At 65.0% G+C, this 16681-nt stretch carries 17 protein-coding genes; 5 read left to right on the plus strand and 12 right to left on the minus strand.

Features of this window, described 5'->3' with window-relative positions; genetic code table 11:
* Positions 1–112 precede the first annotated feature (112 nt).
* The 5 genes from NDI85_RS08745 to NDI85_RS08765 form a co-directional block, all read right to left on the minus strand.
* Positions 113–907: a CBS domain-containing protein gene (locus NDI85_RS08745; RefSeq protein WP_310915546.1), complete on the minus strand. Its 795-nt coding sequence runs from the start codon at positions 905–907 to the stop codon at positions 113–115.
* Between the two features lie 38 nt (positions 908–945).
* Positions 946–2466, minus strand: coding sequence for a DHH family phosphoesterase (locus tag NDI85_RS08750; protein WP_310915547.1), 1521 nt, complete (start codon positions 2464–2466; stop codon positions 946–948).
* A gap of 35 nt (positions 2467–2501) precedes the next feature.
* Complete coding sequence (gene lrpA1 / locus NDI85_RS08755; RefSeq protein WP_166971261.1) at positions 2502–2930, minus strand: HTH-type transcriptional regulator LrpA1; 429 nt, start codon at positions 2928–2930, stop codon at positions 2502–2504.
* Between the two features lie 98 nt (positions 2931–3028).
* Complete coding sequence (locus NDI85_RS08760) at positions 3029–3967, minus strand: thiamine pyrophosphate-dependent enzyme (protein WP_310915548.1); 939 nt, start codon at positions 3965–3967, stop codon at positions 3029–3031.
* 2 nt (positions 3968–3969) lie between these two features.
* On the minus strand, positions 3970–5868 hold the full coding sequence (locus NDI85_RS08765) for a 2-oxoacid:acceptor oxidoreductase subunit alpha (protein ID WP_188998223.1): 1899 nt from the start codon (positions 5866–5868) through the stop codon (positions 3970–3972).
* Positions 5869–6084: 216 nt separating this feature from the next.
* Here NDI85_RS08765 and NDI85_RS08770 point away from each other — a divergent pair, with 216 nt between their 5' ends.
* Together NDI85_RS08770 and NDI85_RS08775 are read left to right on the plus strand one after the other, a co-directional pair.
* On the plus strand, positions 6085–6804 hold the full coding sequence (locus NDI85_RS08770; protein WP_310915549.1) for a DICT sensory domain-containing protein: 720 nt from the start codon (positions 6085–6087) through the stop codon (positions 6802–6804).
* 133 nt (positions 6805–6937) lie between these two features.
* Complete coding sequence (locus NDI85_RS08775) at positions 6938–7114, plus strand: hypothetical protein (protein ID WP_166971269.1); 177 nt, start codon at positions 6938–6940, stop codon at positions 7112–7114.
* A gap of 4 nt (positions 7115–7118) precedes the next feature.
* Here NDI85_RS08775 and NDI85_RS08780 read toward each other — a convergent pair whose 3' ends face one another.
* Together NDI85_RS08780 and NDI85_RS08785 are read right to left on the minus strand one after the other, a co-directional pair.
* Complete coding sequence (locus NDI85_RS08780) at positions 7119–7904, minus strand: N-acyl homoserine lactonase family protein (RefSeq protein WP_310915550.1); 786 nt, start codon at positions 7902–7904, stop codon at positions 7119–7121.
* 104 nt (positions 7905–8008) lie between these two features.
* The gene (locus tag NDI85_RS08785; RefSeq protein WP_310915551.1) at positions 8009–9163 is read right to left on the minus strand and encodes an acyl-CoA dehydrogenase; all 1155 of its coding nucleotides are present in this window, start codon (positions 9161–9163) and stop codon (positions 8009–8011) included.
* 127 nt (positions 9164–9290) lie between these two features.
* Here NDI85_RS08785 and NDI85_RS08790 point away from each other — a divergent pair, with 127 nt between their 5' ends.
* Complete coding sequence (locus NDI85_RS08790; protein ID WP_310915552.1) at positions 9291–10067, plus strand: hypothetical protein; 777 nt, start codon at positions 9291–9293, stop codon at positions 10065–10067.
* Positions 10068–10090: 23 nt separating this feature from the next.
* Here NDI85_RS08790 and NDI85_RS08795 read toward each other — a convergent pair whose 3' ends face one another.
* The 5 genes from NDI85_RS08795 to NDI85_RS08815 form a co-directional block, all read right to left on the minus strand.
* Complete coding sequence (locus NDI85_RS08795; protein WP_310915553.1) at positions 10091–11743, minus strand: long-chain fatty acid--CoA ligase; 1653 nt, start codon at positions 11741–11743, stop codon at positions 10091–10093.
* A 73-nt stretch (positions 11744–11816) separates the two neighbouring features.
* Positions 11817–12419, minus strand: a complete 603-nt coding sequence (locus tag NDI85_RS08800) for a chemotaxis protein CheC (protein WP_166971279.1) — start codon at positions 12417–12419, stop codon at positions 11817–11819.
* 80 nt (positions 12420–12499) lie between these two features.
* The gene (locus tag NDI85_RS08805) at positions 12500–12892 is read right to left on the minus strand and encodes a hypothetical protein (RefSeq protein WP_310915554.1); all 393 of its coding nucleotides are present in this window, start codon (positions 12890–12892) and stop codon (positions 12500–12502) included.
* Between the two features lie 68 nt (positions 12893–12960).
* Positions 12961–13629, minus strand: a complete 669-nt coding sequence (locus tag NDI85_RS08810) for an O-methyltransferase (RefSeq protein WP_188998252.1) — start codon at positions 13627–13629, stop codon at positions 12961–12963.
* Positions 13630–13667: 38 nt separating this feature from the next.
* Positions 13668–14618, minus strand: a complete 951-nt coding sequence (locus tag NDI85_RS08815) for a mechanosensitive ion channel domain-containing protein (RefSeq protein WP_310915555.1) — start codon at positions 14616–14618, stop codon at positions 13668–13670.
* 80 nt (positions 14619–14698) lie between these two features.
* Between NDI85_RS08815 and ptsH1 the strand changes: the two genes are divergently transcribed.
* Both ptsH1 and ptsP read left to right on the plus strand, forming a co-directional pair.
* Complete coding sequence (gene ptsH1 / locus NDI85_RS08820) at positions 14699–14986, plus strand: phosphocarrier protein HPr (RefSeq protein ID WP_188998258.1); 288 nt, start codon at positions 14699–14701, stop codon at positions 14984–14986.
* Complete coding sequence (gene ptsP, locus NDI85_RS08825) at positions 14983–16674, plus strand: phosphoenolpyruvate--protein phosphotransferase (RefSeq protein ID WP_310915556.1); 1692 nt, start codon at positions 14983–14985, stop codon at positions 16672–16674. The genes ptsH1 and ptsP overlap by 4 nt, the downstream gene beginning before the upstream one ends.
* The last annotated feature ends 7 nt before the right edge of the window (positions 16675–16681 follow it).

Here is a 16681-nt window from a genome sequence, read left to right on the forward strand (position 1 = left end):
GCAAGAGTGTTCGGGCGCGGCCCCCGCTCCGTCCGCGACGACGGCGTCGGACGGTCGGAGATGTCGTCCGGATGCCCTCGTGAAAACGGCCATACTGTCAGCAAAACGTCCGTTACTCGTCCTGTAACCGCTGTGTCGTCTCGACCAGTGGATGCCGGGCGTAATCGACGACTTCGATATCGTCGATGCGTTCGAGGTCGGAGTTGGCGGCCGTCTCCGCCATGCCGAGTTCGACGGGCCCGTCGAGGACGATGACGTAGGCGTCCATCCGGCCGACACCGAGGCGGTCGGCCGCTTTCACTCGGTGGTGGCCGTCGGCGAGCAACAGGTCGCCGCCGTTGTCGATGACGACCAGCGGTTCGGCCAGTCCCCGTTCGAGTTCGTAGACTCGGCCTTCCAGTTCGTCGGCGTACACCGTCTTCTGTGTCGGCGTCAGATCGGCCAACTCGACTTCGCGCCGCTCCTCGTGGGTGGTGATGCCGTGGATGTTCTCCAGCGTGCGACCGAGTTTCTCCACCTTGTCCGGGGTCGCGCGCTCTATCTGCGAGCGGATGACGTCCGCGTTGGAGATGATGCCGACGAGGTGGCCCGCGTCGTCGACGACCGGGAGTTTCTGGATGCCAGACCGGAGGATGACGCGGGCGGCGTCCTGTACCGCCATGTCCGGGTGGGCGACGAGGATGTCGCCGCTCATCACCCGGAACATCGGTTCGTGGTCGTCCGCCAGCAGGAGGTCACGCGCACTGACAAAGCCCTCGACGCGTCGTCCGTCGGTCACCGGGAAGCCACTGAACTCGTCGCTCTCGGCGATACGGGTCGCGACCTCGTCGACTGTGTCGTCGAGTTCGACGGTGGCTACCTCCCGTGTCATGTACTCGCCGACCGTCGGTCGACTCGGGTCGTCCATCACCCCGGAATTGACCGGGAGTGGTGAAAAAGTCTCGGCTACTCCTCGTCGTCGCCCGGCGAATTCTCGACTGGTTCCGGCACGATTTCGGCGTACGTCTCCGGCCCGTACTCCGAGGTTCCGTAGACGCTGCCGAGCAACCGGTGGGAACGAGATTGTACCGCTTCGAGGAACCGGTCGTTGACGACCGACCGGACGATGTCGTGGAGTGACTCGTCCCGGTCGTCGATGGCGTCGAGTACGCCCAGCGTTATCTGGGCGCCGGCCATGTCGGCGTGGCCCCCTGCGGACCCGATCTGGCCGAAGGCGTCTCGCAGGGCCTCCCCGAGGTCGATGTCGGCACCGCGTGCTCTCGCAGAGGCGAAGATAGTCCCGTCGATGACGCCGTACACCATCGTCGCCTGCACGTCCTCTAAGTCGAGGAGCCTGTCTGCGGCCTGTGCCAGTGCGTCGCGGTCGCCGAGTTCGCCGACGCAACTCAACAGCACCGACCCCTCTTTCTCCCGGTTGTCGATGGCTCGGCCGATGACTGTCAGCGTCTCGGCGCTGACACTCGGGTCCTCGATGCGCTGGAGGGCTTCCATGTCCGCCCGGGGGACGAGGTGGGCGGCGGCCTCGAAGTCCTCGACCGAGACTTCTCGGCGGAAGTCTTTCGTGTCGACTCGGATGCCAAAGAGCAGTCCCGTCGCGATCGGGTCCGGGATGTCGACGCCGAACCGCTGGAAGTAATCGACCAGTAGCGTACTAGTCGCCCCCACGGCGCTCCGTAGGTCGACGTAGCGGGCCTCGACCGGGAGACGCGGTGGGTGGTGGTCGATGACGATATCGACGGCGAGGTCCTCGGGCAACTGGTCGTTGACGCCGGGTCTGGAGTGGTCGACGAGTGCGAACCCGTCGTACTCCGCCAGTGCGTCCGCGTCCTCCGCTGTCAGGTTCACGAGGTCGTACTCCAGTAAGTTCACGAACGCACGGTTCTCCTGATGGGAGATGTCGCCGTAATAGCAAATGGAGACGGTACAGCCTGCCCGTTCCGCGAGTTCTCCCAGCGCGACGGCGCTGGCGATGGCGTCCGGGTCCGGGTTGTCGTGGGCGAAGATAGCGAGGTGGCCGTCGATGTCCCGAAGGACCCGCTGTAGTTGGCGGACCCGCGTTCCTTCGGCCCCGACAGTCTGGTTGAGGGCGTCGACGACGACCGCCTCGGCGTCTACGACTCGGTCGGCGACCCGCTCGAGGGTCGCTCGCTGGTCGGGCGTCGCTTCATACCCCGTATAACACAGGACGAACGCGTCTGGAAACAGTGTCTCGACGGTCTCTGCGGCGACGGTGTTGACTGCTGGGTCGTCCGTCGCGACGACGACGGTGTCCGGGTCGATGTCGATACCAGCGAGCGTCGCGCGGTCGGCCGGGTCGGCCACCGTCACGGCGATGTCGTCGGTCCGCAGTGTCTCGGCGCGATGTTCGTCGTCGGTGACGACGTGGAGCGGGCGGTGGCTAACGCTTGCGGCGTCGATGAGCGCCAGTGCAGTCGAACCAGCTCCAAGCACCAACCGAGACGGCATGGGTTCTGGTCCGCTCTGGAGCGTCTAAAAACCCGTTACTTCAGTCGTTCCTGCAGGAACGACGGGTGAGCCGCTGTGACGCCGTCGAGCGCGAGTATCTCGTCTTCGATGACCGCCGCCAGCGAGTCGCCGTCCGTCGCGCGGACTTCGGCCATCAACATGTGGTCGCCACTGGAAGTGTACAGCGACTCGACGGCGTCGATGCCTTTCAGCTTTCGCGTGGCCTCGACGTAGCGTTCGCTCGCGACGTCGATACCGACCATCGCGATGGACTGGCCCGCGAGTTTCTTCGGGTCGACGTCGGCTGAGTAGCCGACGATGACGCCCTCCTCTTCGAGTTTCTTGATGTACTTGCGGACCGTCGGCTTCGAGACGTCGGCCCGGTTCGCTATCTCTGCGTAGGATGCCTGAGCATCGTCCTCTAGGACCGACAGGATTCGACGCTCCGTAGACTCGGCACTCATGTACGTTTCTTTTCCATGGACGAAAAAATATCTTCCGAACCAGAAACCCGGTTTCGAGCGCCCCGAGAAACGGCACGGGGAGGCCCGGACCGAGGTGGTTACTTGTGGTGTTCGAGGAGGTTGTCGTAGGTCCGCTCCCACTCCGCGTCCTCGTCGAAGTACCGCTCTGCGAGCGGTTCTTCCGGCATCTCGCCGATGGCGCGCTTCTCCTGTCCGTAGGAGGGGCGGGCGTCCTCGACGTACATCCGGCCGGTCAGGACCTCACCCTCGTACAGTCGTTCTTCGGTCTTGCGCATCATCTCGGCGGCTTCCACGCGATCCGAGACGTCGAAGTCGAACTCGTCGGACTGTTGGACGTCCGTGTACGGGACGTAGTGTTTCGCGTCCTTGTTCCAGGTCGGACACTGCGTCAGGAAGTCGATGTGCGCGAAGCCGTCGTGTTCGATGGCCTCGGCGATTATCTCCTTCGCCTGGTTGGGGTTGACGGCCGCAGTCCGGGCGATGTAGGTCGCGCCGGCGTTGAGCGACTGGCTGAGCGGTCGGATGGGCGACTTCGCCGAGCCGTGAGGCTGGGTCTTGGACTTGTGACCCTTCGGCGACGTCGGCGACGTCTGGCCCTTGGTGAGCCCGAAAATCTCGTTGTTGAACACGATGTACGTCATATCGTGGTTCTCACGGGCCGTGTGGATGAGGTGGTTCCCACCGATACCGTAGCCGTCACCGTCACCGCCGGCGGCGATGACCTCCAGTTCGGGGTTGGCCAGTTTCGCGGCCCGGGCGACGGGCAGCGAGCGGCCGTGGATGGTGTGGAACCCGTAGCTGTTGAAGTAGCTGTTGAGCTTCCCGGAACAGCCGATACCCGTAAACAGCGCGACTTCGTCGGGGTTCTTCCCGACCTCGGGCATGGCCTGTTTCAGCGCCTTGAGGACGCCGAAGTCACCACAGCCCGGACACCACGTCGCTTGCGGTTCGATGCCGGGTGTGAACTCGTCACGGTCGATCTCGCGTTCTTCGCCGATTGCGCTGAATGCACTCATGGTTAGTCACCCGCTGCGGGGAGGTACTTCATGTTGGTCGCGGCGAGGTCCTCGCCGTTGATACTGGACTCGAACCCGTCGACGATCTCGGCGGGTTCGAACGGGTTGCCGTTGTACTTGAGGAGGCTCGACAGCTTATCGCCGTACTTGCCGATCTCCTTCTGGGTCAGCCCGCGGAACTGGGCCGTGGCGTTCATCTCGACGACGAGCGCTTCGTCGACGGAGTCGAGCCACTCGCTGACCTCTTCGACGGGGTAGGGCATCATGTCGGAGACGCCCAGCGCCTTCACGGAGTGGCCGTTCTCGTTGAGGCGGTCGACGGCCTCGAAGACGGTGTCCTGCTGGCTGCCCCAGACGAGGATCCCGTACTCCGCGTCGTCCGGCCCGTAGTAGGCCTGATGACTCGCGTTCTCGTCGAGGTCGGCGCGGATGTCGTCGAGCTTGTTCAGCCGACGGTTCATCTGCGCGATGCGGTTCTCGGGGTCCTCGCTGATGTGGCCCGAGGGGTTGTGTTCGTTACCCGTCGCGAGGTAGCGCCCGTCCTTCTGCCCGGGGACCGAGCGCGGACTGACGTTCGAGCCGTCCTCCGGTTCGTGGAGGAAGCGCTGGAACTTGCCCGAGGAGTGGTGGGCCGCGTCCTGAATCTCCTCTTCGGTGAGGACCGACCCGGGGTCGGCGTTCGGTTCCTCGTCGAAGTGGCTCGCCGGCAGGTTCCGGAGTTCGCCCTGTATCTTCTGGTCGTAGACGACGATGGCCGGAATCTGGTACTCGTAGGCGATGCGGAACGCGGCGCGCGTCTGCGTGTAACACTCGCGGATGTTCGCGGGCGCGAACACGACGCGAGCGGAGTCACCCTGTGAGGTGTACAGGACGTGTTCGAGGTCGGCCTGTTCGGGCTTGGTCGGCATCCCGGTCGACGGACCGGCACGCATCGCTTCGACCAGCACGATAGGCGTCTCGGTCATCTCGGCCAACCCGAGCGGTTCGGACATCAGCGCGAAGCCCCCACCGGACGATCCGGACATGGACTTCACGCCGGCGTGGGACGCACCCAGCGCCAGTGCCGCCGCGGCGATTTCGTCCTCGACCTGTTCGGAGATACCGCCGAACTCCGGCAGGTGTTGGGACATGATGGTGAAGACGTCGGTCCACGGGGTCATCGGGTACCCCGAGATGAACCGACAGCCCTCGTCGAGCGCGCCGTAGGAGATGGCGTTCGACCCGGAGAGGATGACCTGCTCCTCGTCGTGGGTGCTCTCGGGAACCTCGATGTCGTGGTCGATGTCGAGTTCGGCCGCCGCGTCGTAGGCGTCCTGCAGAACGTTGAGGTTGGCCTCCTGCATGTCGCCGGCCATGTTCTGCTCGATGAGTTCCTCGAACTCCGCCGTGTCGATGTCGAGGATGGCGGCGGTCGCACCGATACCGGCCGTGTTCCGCATGATCTCGCGGCCGTGCTCCTTGGCGATGCCGCGGAGGTCCATCGGAACGACGTGCCAGTCGTTCTCCTCGGCGGCCTCTTCGAGTTCGATTTCGTCGACGTCCTCCTCGTCGAGGAGGCCCTCGTCGTACAGGAGGACGCCGCCCTCGCGGAGGTCGTCGAAGTTCTCGTACAGTGGCTTCAGTTCCTCTTTGCCGTAGTAGGCCTCTTCCTGCGGGTTCCGGGCGAACGAGTCACCCAGTGCCAGCAGGAAGTTGTAGCCGTCGCCGCGCGACTGGACGGGTTCGTCCTTCGCGCGTACCTCTACGTACGTGTGGCCGCCCCGGATGCGCGACGGGTAGTGACGATGTGTGAAAACGTGAAGTCCCGAACGCATCAGGGCCTTCGCGAAGTTCTGGCTGGTCGAGTCGATTCCGTCACCGGAACCGCCAGCGATTCGCCAGATTAGTTCATTGTCTGTCATGGTGAAATCCTCGGCCCCAGCTCTGGTGCCGTACCGGGAAATTGGGGGGCCACGACTAAAGATTTTCCACTACATCAAGGTTCATTAATCGTGATTAATGAGGGCTGTGACTCAGTTTTGTGGCGGAAACGTCGAAAGGAAGAGCCCCCTGTGAGAGGCCGAAACTGTCGGTCGTCGCAAGGCCTAAACCGGTCGCTCACCACACTCTTCGTGTGAATGTCGCTCACGGAACTTATCGCCGGGGTTGAACATCACGAGAAAACACTCACCGTGTTCAACGCCGACGAATCGACTGCCGCCGAACTGCGCGAGCAGTTCGCCGACCGGAACGTCCGGGTCGTCACGGAGCGGACGGAGAGCGGACGCCCCGGAGAGTTTCTCACGCTGAGCGACGACGACGGCGTCGTCACCGCGACGGACCTCGATGCGTTCTACGACGCCTTGGAGACGCGCGACCGACACCTCACCGCCGACGAACGGCCGTACCGGTCCATCCTCGACCACCTCGACGAGACCATGTTCACCTCGTGGTCCATCGAACGGATGGTCGCGGCCTCCCGCGAGATAGAGGACCGGGCGTGGCGCGTCGGCGAGGGGGCCCTGTACGCCGGCTTCCAGACCCTCTCGACGCTGAAGGGCGAACTCGACCTGTACGAGCGACTCGGCGAGTCCGCCGTCGACGTCCACGCCTACGCCGTGCCGGACGTAGACCCACCCGAACGGAGCGCCTTCACGCTCCACCTCGAACGGAGCGACGAGATAGCCGACTCGTGGTTCGTCGTCTTCGACGGCGGGGGCGACCCCAGCCAGAAGTGCGCCCTGTTGGCCGAGGAACGCGAGCCACGGCAGTTCTACGGCTTCTGGACCTACGACGAGGATACGGTCGACTGGATAATCGATCATCTGGAGTCGAGTTACGGGTTCGTAGAGCAGTAGGGAGACGCCGAGCATGGCGAGGGGTCTCCGACCGCGAACGGGGAACGTAGTGACCCGTGAGTTAGCGAGGGGCGCGTGACGAAGGGAACGCGGCCCTCGAAGCGAAGCGGAGAGGGAAACGAACCGAGAACAGATGGACACCGATCCCGACACGTACCGAATCGAAGCGACCGGCCAGCGAGTGAACGCGCTCGAACTGGACCTGCACCTGTTTTTCGGCGTCTGGAGCGCGGTAGACCGGACCGACGACGTGTGGACGGTGCGGACCGAGGACGGTGCGGAACTGACGCTCGTCCCCGTCGACGGCTAGCGGCCTACGCGAGGGCTTCGAACACCGAGAGGTCGTGGCCCAGAAGGACCTCGGCACCCGTCTGACGCTGGACGTTCTGGCACCGCGCCAGACTCTCCTTCCACGCGCCGTTGTTCCAGAGCAGACTGGTCGCCATCGGCTGGCCGTCGTAGTTGGCCGTGACGTAGGCCTCGTCGCCGACGACCAGCAAGGGGTCGCTCGGTCTGTCGACGAGCGCACCCAGCAGGCCCGGCGTGTGGCCGGGGAGGTGGAGCAGTTCGACGCCGTCGGCGAGGTGGTAGCTGTCGCCGTGGACTATCTGCCAGTTCAGGTCGTGGTCGAAGTCGCTGGCGAGGTAGGCGATAGAGCCCTCGTCGGTCTTCGCGCTGTAGTACGCGAAGGGGAGTTCCTCCCGGTGGACGTAGATGGGGGTGTCCGTGCCGGCGAAGTTGTAGAGGCCGCCGGCGTGGTCCAGATGGAGGTGGCTCATCACGACAGCGTCGATGTCTTCGATGCCGTAGCCCACGGCCCCGAGGTCGTCGGACAGCGAGTGCTCGGCGGCGTCGACGTGGGCGAACGCCTCGTACAGCGGTTCGGGCCAGTAGCCGTCGCCGGCCTCTGGATGCGACCCAGTGTCCCAGAGAATCGTCTGGTTTGGCGTCTCTATGACGAGGTTCCAGACGACGTACGTCTCGTACTCGTGGTCGGGGTCGGGGTCCGACGCCGTCGCGACGCTGGTACCGTCGACGACGAAGTTGCGGTCGGCCTGTACCCGCCCGCGGTCCACGAACGTGACGCTGATATCGTCCATGGTAGATGTAGGGGCTCTGAAAGCAAAAACGCGGCGTGAGACGTGCACACACGATCGAGCATTCGTCACCGTTACCACCCGACGGCGACGGATTCGGGTCGGCCCTACTGCGGGGCCTGTCGGTAGATGAGGTTGCGCTGGATGTCGTTTGCGCCCTCGTAGATGACCGGGATGCGTACGTCGCGATAGACCCGGGAGATGCGGTTCTCGGTCAGCACCGAGCGACCGCCGTGGAGTTGCATCCCCTTCTCGGCACAGTCGGTGGCCGCTTCGGTGGCCTCGGTCTTTGCGAGGGCCGCCCAGTAGCCGGCGTTCTCCCGATTTGCGACCCGCTCTGCGGCGTCCCACGTGAGCGAGCGGGCCGACTGGAAGGCCAGATGCATATCGGCGAGTTTGTGCTGGACGGCCTGGAACTCGTCGACGGTCTTGCCGAACGCCTCGCGGTTGTGGACAAAGTCCCAGGCCTCCTCGATGGCGGCCGCCGCGAGGCCGACACCGTGGCCCGCGACGACGACGCGGCCGTGGTTGAAGAACTCCGCGAGCATGTAGAACCCGGCGCCCTCGACGCCGACGAGGTTCTCCTCGGGGATGCGACAGTCCTCCAGAACGATGTGGCCCTGTTTCGACGCTCGGAACCCCATCTTCTCCGGGATGTGTTCGGCGTGGTAGCCGGGAGCGTCGGTCGGGACGATGAACATCGAGTAGTTGCCGTAGCGGTTGTTCGGGTCGTCGCCAGTCTTCGCGTAGAGGGTGAGCCAGTCGGCTTCGACGGCGTTGCCGATCCAGTACTTCTCGCCGTTGATGACCCACTCGTCACCGTCTTTCTCGGCGCTGGTTGTCATCCCGGCGAGGTCGCTCCCCGTCTCGGGTTCGGAGACGGCGAGACCGGTAATCTGGTCGTTCTGGGCGACGGGCCGGAGGAACTCCTCGTGTTGCCAGTCGGCGCCGTGTTCCTCGACGATCTCCGCACCGAAACTCGCTAGCTGGAGCGTCAGGGCGATGCCGGCGTCGGCCTTGTAGAACTCTTCGGCGATGGCGAGCATCTGCTGTAGGTCGTACCCCTTCCCACCGACCGCCTCGCCGAGGTCCTGTGCGACGAGGCCGGCGTCCATCCCCGCTTCGAGAATGTCGTGTGGATACTCCCCGGATTCGTAGTAGTCGGCGGCGTTAGGCGCGATGTGTTCCTCCGCGAACTCCCGTGCCTCCTGCTTGACGTCGAGTGCGTGGTCCGGAACCGGGTACTCAGAGAGTAACTCCATAGGGATTATCATGGATGGTGTCACCATATACCTCGTGGAACTCACAGAAACCCCTCTGAAGTTGTTTTCCCGAAGTTCCTGATAATTGGGCCAGCATGCTTTTTGATGGTACCCACGAGGCAACGATATGGATCGACGTGACTATCTGGCCGTCGGAGCGAGCGTCGGCGCCGCCGCAATGAGCGGGTGTTCGTCCTTCTTTGCGGCCGCAGAGACGCCGAAGCCGTCGGTTCCCTCCGACCGACTCGAATCGGGCGGCTGGGAGCAATCCGGAGAGAACAGCGGCACCGTCCTCGAAGAGTCGTACGGACCGGTGACCCTGCAAGCGGTCCAGCACACCCTCCAGTATCAGGACGTGGCACTGCAACAGACGGTCGCCGACAGGACGCTCGGGCGGATGGAGACGGCGCTGTCGGTTTGGTTCGCATCGCGCATCGATTTCAGTCCGAATCTGGACAACCTCCCGGCGGGTGTCGGGCAGGCACAAATCGTCGATCAGGTGCAGGCCAACGCCCGCGACCAGTTCGAACAGCAGATGGAAAATCAGGGGCTAACGAGCATCGAGCGGACTGGAACCGGGAGCGTCGACATCGACACCGGGGAGACAGCCGAGACGGTGAATCTCGGTGCCGTCTACCCGTTCGAGGGCATCAGCTTCGACATCAGCGAGACCGAGAGCGTCGAGATACCACCCACAGATATCGGAATCAGCGCGATACTGGCGGTGTGGCACCACGGGGACTACGTGCTGGTGTCCGGCGGCGCCTACCCCGAAGAGAACTTCGAGCAGAGCATCGACAGCGACCTGAGCGAGGGCATCAGCGTCACCGTCGACATCGACCTCGGTCTGGAACCGGAGGCATACCGCGAGGAAGTGCGCTCGCTGGTCGCCGGCGTCCAGTGAGACGGCCGTCGAAGGACTGTGGCTTACTCCGGTGACGCGTCCTCGGGAACGCGGCCTTCGACGAGCGATTCGTCGGCGTATTCTTCACGCAACGCCTGTTTGTTGAACTTCCCCGTCGCCGTCTTCGGCACTTCGTCGATGATGACGACGTTGTCCGGCACCCACCACTTGGGGTACTCTTCGAGGATGTGTTCGCGCAACTCGTCGGCCAGCGAGTCGGCGTCTGCGTCGTCGGTCGGGACGACGAGGGCGAGCGGTCGTTCTTGCCAGCGCTCGTGGGGGACGCCGATGACCGCCGCCTCCGAGACGTGGTCGTGGGCCATCAGCGCGTTCTCCAGTTCCTGTGAAGAGATCCACTCGCCACCGCTCTTGATGACGTCTTTCGCCCGGTCGACGATCTTGATGTAGCCGTCCTCGTCGACGGAGACGACGTCTCCGGTCTTCAGGAAGCCGTCCTCGAACTCTGACTCGTTGGCTTCGGGACGCTTGAAGTACTCGGTCGTGACCCACGGGCCGCGAATCTGGAGTTCGCCGAACGCTTCGCCGTCGTGTGGGACCTCGTCGCCGTCGTCGTCGATGACTCGATACTCCAGTCCGGGCGCGATAAGCCCCTGTTTCGACCGCTTCTGGAGTTGCGTCTCGTAGTCGGCGTCTTCGAGGTCCGATTTGAGGTGGGCGACGGCTCCCACCGGTGCCGTCTCCGTCATCCCCCACGCGTGGACGAGTTCGACGTCGTGGTCGTCGAAGAAGCGAATCATCGCCTCCGGCGCGGCGCTTCCGCCGACGACGAGTCGCTCGAGCGAGGAGAGATCCACGTCGTTTTCCTTGACGTACTCCATCAGGCCGAGCCACACCGTCGGGACGCCGGCGGTGACAGTGACGCCCTCCTCTTCGATGAGGTGAGCGAGATCCGCCGGTTCTGGCTGGGGGCCGGGGTAGACGTGTTTGGCACCGCCGGCCGTCGCCGAGAACGGCAGGCCCCACGCGTTGACGTGGAACATCGGGACGACGGGCATCATCACGTCGTCGTCGGAAAGCGGAATCCCCTGCGGGGACTGGATGGCCATCGTGTGACTCCACAGCATCTGCTGGGTGTACTCGACGCCTTTCGGTCGGCCCGTCGTCCCGGAGGTGTAACACAGCCCCGCGGGGCGGTCCTCTTCGAGGTCTGGCCAGTCGTAGGTCGTCGGCTGGTCGGCGACGAACGACTCGTAGGCGACCGCGTCCAACTCCGTGTCCGGGACCGACTCCCCCATCACCACGAAACGCTCGACGGATTCGAACGGTTCGGCGTCGTCTGCCACTGCGCCTTCGAGTTTCGGCAGGAGCGACTGGTCGACGAAGATGGTCCGGTCCTGTGCGTTCTCGACGATGTACTGGATGTGCTTATCCGGCAGGAGCGGATTGATAGTGTGAAGTTGGGCTCCCATCCCCGGTATCCCGAAGTACGTCTCGAAGTGCCGGTGGTGGTTCCAGCAGAACGTTCCGATTCGCTCGCCGTCGCCGTAGCCCGCCGCGTCCAGCGCGTTGGCTAACTGGGCGGCCCGGTCGGCGAACTCGTCGTAGTCGTAGCGGACGATACCCTCGTGTGTACGAGAGACGATTTCCGTGTCCGGGTACAGTTGGTCCGCGCGCCACAGGAAGGGTCGCAGGGTCTGAGCTGAGCCACCTGGCATACCGTGTGGATAGAGCGCATACTACAAGAAAGCAAGTAAATTAATCGTGAAGGAACAGCAGTTGTTTCTCGTCTCAGACCTCGATCTGTTGCATCAGGTCGACCAGTTCCTCGAGTTCGGGGAACGTGTACACCTTGACGTTGATGTCGGCGTCGAGCGCGTGCACCCGCGAGTCGAACATCAGCGCCATCTCGTTGTCTCGGTCCCCGACCAACTGGTCGACCATCCCGCTACCGGGACCGAACGTGAAGTTCGGCGTCGAGATGTCGATGGTCGTCTCTAAGACGTTCGCCCACCCGTCGATGAACCCGCTTGTCATGATGTTGCCGATCTCCTGAATCGCCGACCGCTCCATGTCGGTGAAGCCGTTCGCGTTGGGGTCCGTCTCGCCCATGTCGCCGATCATACCGTGTGCGAGGTCCTTCGCGTTTCGGGCGTTGAACAGAAAGAGGATGTGGCCGTGGGGTTTCTCGACCATCTCGATGCTGATGCCGATCTGCTTCTCGTCGCCGACGTGGGTCTTGATGTCCGGAATGTCGATGAAGTTGATCTTCGTTATCTCCATTTCCGTCTCCATCCCAGTCATCTGACTCAGGTGGTTGGCGACGGTATTTCCCCCTTCCTTGGCCATCTGATTGAACAGCCCGAGCTTCCGGATATCTATCATCAAACTCATGTGTGGTCGGTTGGCGCTGACTTGCCGGGCCTGCCACATAAGCTATGCACCCCCATTTTCGCAGGCGAGAATGAGAGCCGTCAGAACTGTTCGGCCGTGTCGATACCGACCACGACGCCCTCCTCGCGGGGTCCAAAGTGGTCGTCGCCGCGCACCGACTTCGCAAACAGGAGTCTGGCCTGTTCGGTGTGGGCGTAGCGGACGGCGGCCTCGGTGGTGGACTCGAAGTCGAACTCGTCGAGGAAGTCGTCCCAGACGGGTTCCTCGACGCGGTACGCACGGACGCCGCCCTCCGTGACGTACTCCGTGGTACGTTCGAGGTTCGAGTGTCGGCCGATGAGTTCGGCGTGGAGGATGTCGAGTGCCCCCACCAACCGGTCTGTCTCCATCTCGGCTTTCTCGGCCGTCCGGTCGATGACGGCACCGTCTAGCCCGAACACGTCCGCCGTGGAATCCGAACCACTCTCTGCCATGGTGTACGTGAACTATCGACACGGACACGAATCATTCTTCGGGTCGGCCGAGCCGATGGCATGAATTTTCAGGCCACCCTCACGCTCACGGCGACGCCTTCGCCCAGCGGTAACAACCCCGTCTCGAAGTCCGGGTCGTCCCGCACCCGTTCGAGATAGGTCGCGATGCCGCGACTCGTCGCGTTGGCGTCCACGTCCTCGCCGGCGAGGAGCGCTCGAACCGCCTCGAAGTCCAGCGTTCCGGCCTCGACGACGTTGTCGGCGGCGACGACGCCGCCGACCGGCACCTTCTCTCGGACGGCCGCGAACGCCTCGGCGTACCGGTCATTCTCGTTGTCTATCAGCACCACGTCGAAGGGGCCGTCGTACGTCTCGACCACCTCGATGGCGTCGCCGTGTTCGAACGACGCCCGGTCGGCGTAGCCCCCGCGTGCGAGGAACTCCCGGGCCTCGTCGAGTTCGTCGGCGTCGATCTCCGTCAGCACGATGTCGCCGTCGGCGGGGATCGCCGGGGCCATCCAGTACGCCGAGTAGCCAAAGCCAGAGCCGAACTCGAAGACGCGGTCGGCGTCGGTCATGCGGGCGAGCATCCTGAGCCACCCCCCGACGGCGGGCCCGACCGTCGGAAACCCCTCGCGGTCGGCCTTTTTATCCATCTCGGCGATGACCTCGTCTCGGTCGGGGGCCAGCGTTCGGGCGAACTGTTCGGTCACGTCCGGCAGCGGCGTCTCGTCCATAGGGAAGCGTCCGACCGGGTAGAGGGTAAAGTCTCGCCTCACCGGTTCCGACTGACGGGGAACTTCACCCGGTCGGGGTGTTCGTTGAACGCCGCGAGGATGCGCCGGTACAGTTCGTTCTTCACTCGCTGTCCCCGTCGCGGGTGGGCCAGATACCGCAGGCGGAACTCCACCCACGACTCCTCTTGCACGACGTTGACCGTCGGCCGGTCCTGCACCTCCAGTTCCACCGGTGTCTCGTCGAGGCGCTCCCGATACCGGCCGATTCGGGCGGCCATCTCGTCGCCCAAATAGTCGTCCGCGACGCTCCGCATCGTCTCGGTGGCGAACTCGAAGTCCGTCTCGTAGGCCACCTGCACCGCGAGTTCGTTCCAGACGAACGGGAACTCCTCCTGTGTGAAGTTCTTGACGTGCGAGGAGAGGACGACGCTGTTCGGGAGCGTGATGGTCCGTCCGGACGGCTGGTTCGAGGAGACGAGGTCCCCGTTTATCTCCCACAGCGTCGTCACGAGGAAGGAGACCTCGACCACGTCGCCCTTCGAGTCCTCGATGGCGACGCGGTCACCGACCTGATACGGCCGCTTGACCATGATGTACAGCCACCCGATGAGCGAGAACAGGGGTTGCTGGAGCGCGAAGGTGACCGCGAACCCGACGATACCCAGCGAGAACAGGAGTCCGACCCACTGCTCGGTGGCGACCCCGAGCGCGGCCAGCGTCCCGGCGAGACCGAACCCGAGCCGGAAGAGGTTCTTCGCGTCGTGCCGGCGGCGCTTGTCCGCCGTCCGACGGTCGTAGACACTCAGCAGGATGCGGTAACAGCCGTACGTGGCGAACCCGACGGCCGCGAGCGAGAGGAGTTTGACGACGAGGAAAGCGACTGCGATGCCCTGAACGCTCCCTTCGACACCGACTCGCCGGACGAGTGCGACGCCGCCGGCACAGACGACGGCCATCGCGAGCGACAGATACCCGACTGGACGACTCACACCAGTGCCCGACGGGAGGGGAGGACTAAACGGTTCGGTGGCGCCAACACGGTAATAGTTCACGCACACCATTGGGGCGTATGGAGCGCACCGTCGACGTCGTCCCGGAGGCCGGACTGCACGCCCGCCCGGCCTCGAAGTTCGTCCAGACCGTCAACCAGTACGACGCCACCGTCACCGTCGGCCGGGCCGACGACGGCGAGGACGGCATGGTGGACGCGAGCAGTATGCTCGCAGTCACCGGCCTCAACGTCGAACACGGCGAATCCGTCCGCATCGTCGCCGAGGGCGAGGACGCGAGCGACGCGCTCGACGCCCTCGAAACGGTGCTGACGACGCCAGTCGACGAAGGGGGCGAGGCCTCGTGAGGGCGCTCACCGGTGTCGGCAGTACGCCGCTGTCGGGCGTCGGGACCGCCCGCTGGTACCGACCGACGGCGCTCGAACTCCCGGCGCGACCGGACCCCGCGTCCGTCGACAGGGAGGCAGAACGCGAGCGCTTCGAACGCGCACAGCGCGACGCCCGCGAGGCCATCCGGGCCGCCCGCGACCGGGCCGCAGAGTCCGTCGGCGAGGACGAGGCCGCCGTCTTCGAGGCCCACGAGCAGTTCCTCGACGACCCGCAACTGGTCGACGCTATCGAGGAGTCTATCGACGATGGAAGCCCCGGCGAACACGCCGTCTCCGACGCCTACGCGGACGCCATCGCGCAGTTCGAGGGGATGGAGGGACGGATGGCCGAACGCGCCGACGACCTGCGGGACGTCCGTGACCGCCTCCTGCGGGCACTGCTCGACGTCGCGGCCATCGACCTCGGCTCGCTCCCCGAGGGGACGGTCCTGCTGGCCGACCGACTCACGCCCAGCGACACCGCGGAACTGGACCCCGAGGCCGTCGCCGGCATCGCGACGGCGACCGGCGGTCGCACCTCCCACGCAGCCATCATCGCCCGGTCGCTGGCGATTCCGGCCGTCGTCGGCGTCGGTGACGGCCTCGACGACGTCACCGAGGGTGCGACCGTGCTGGTCGACGGCGAGGCGGGGGAGGTCGTCGTCGACCCGAACGAGGAGCGGCGAGCGGCCGCTTCGGACGTCGACGCACCGGTCGTCGCTGCTCGCGTCTCGACGGCCGACGGCCGCGGTATCGAGGTGGCCGCAAACGTCGGTCGGCCGGCAGAACTCGACCCCGCCGCCGAGCGTGGGGCCGACGGCATCGGTCTGTACCGCACCGAGTTCCTCTTTCTGGACCGCGACGCACCCCCCGACGAGGACGAGCAGTTCGAGGCCATCACGGCCGCCCTGCAAGCGTTCCCCGACGAACGCGTCGTCGTCCGGACGCTGGACGTAGGTGGTGACAAGCAGGTCCCGTATCTTGACCTCCCGGCGGAACCCAATCCGTTCCTCGGACGGCGCGGCGTCCGCCTCTCGCTGAGCGACCACGCCGACCTCTTCGAGACGCAGTTACGAGCGCTCCTCAGAGCGGCGGCGACCGACGCGGGCGACGGCCTCGCGGTGATGGTGCCGATGGTGGCCCGCGTCGAGGAAGTCGAGGACGTCCTGAGCCGTATCGAGGCCGTGGCCGCGACACTCGACACCGAAGGCGTCGACTACGAGATACCCGCCCTCGGAGCCATGGTGGAGACGCCCGCCGCCTCCTACGTGGCCGGGGCGCTGGCCGACAGACTCGACTTCCTCTCCATCGGGACGAACGACCTCACGCAGTACGTGATGGCCGCCGACCGCGAGAACGACGGCGTCGCGGACCTCCACGACCCGCTTCACCCCGCCGTCCTCCGCGCCGTCGACCGGACCGTGACCGCCGCCCACGCGTGCGACGCGTGGGTCGGCATGTGCGGGGAGATGGCCGGCGACCCCGACCTGACCGAACTGCTCGTCGGCCTCGGCCTCGACGAACTCTCGATGAGCGCCGTCACCGTCCCGGCGGTCAAACAGCGGGTTCGCGAGACAGACAGCGAGACGGCGGCGGCCCTCGCGGACGAGATTCTGGCCTGCGAGACGCGGGCGGCGGTGGTGGCCCGACTCGACGGCGTCGAGTGACCACCCG

The organism is Haloarcula sp. S1AR25-4, assembly GCF_031624555.1.
Lineage (GTDB): Archaea > Halobacteriota > Halobacteria > Halobacteriales > Haloarculaceae > Haloarcula > Haloarcula pellucida.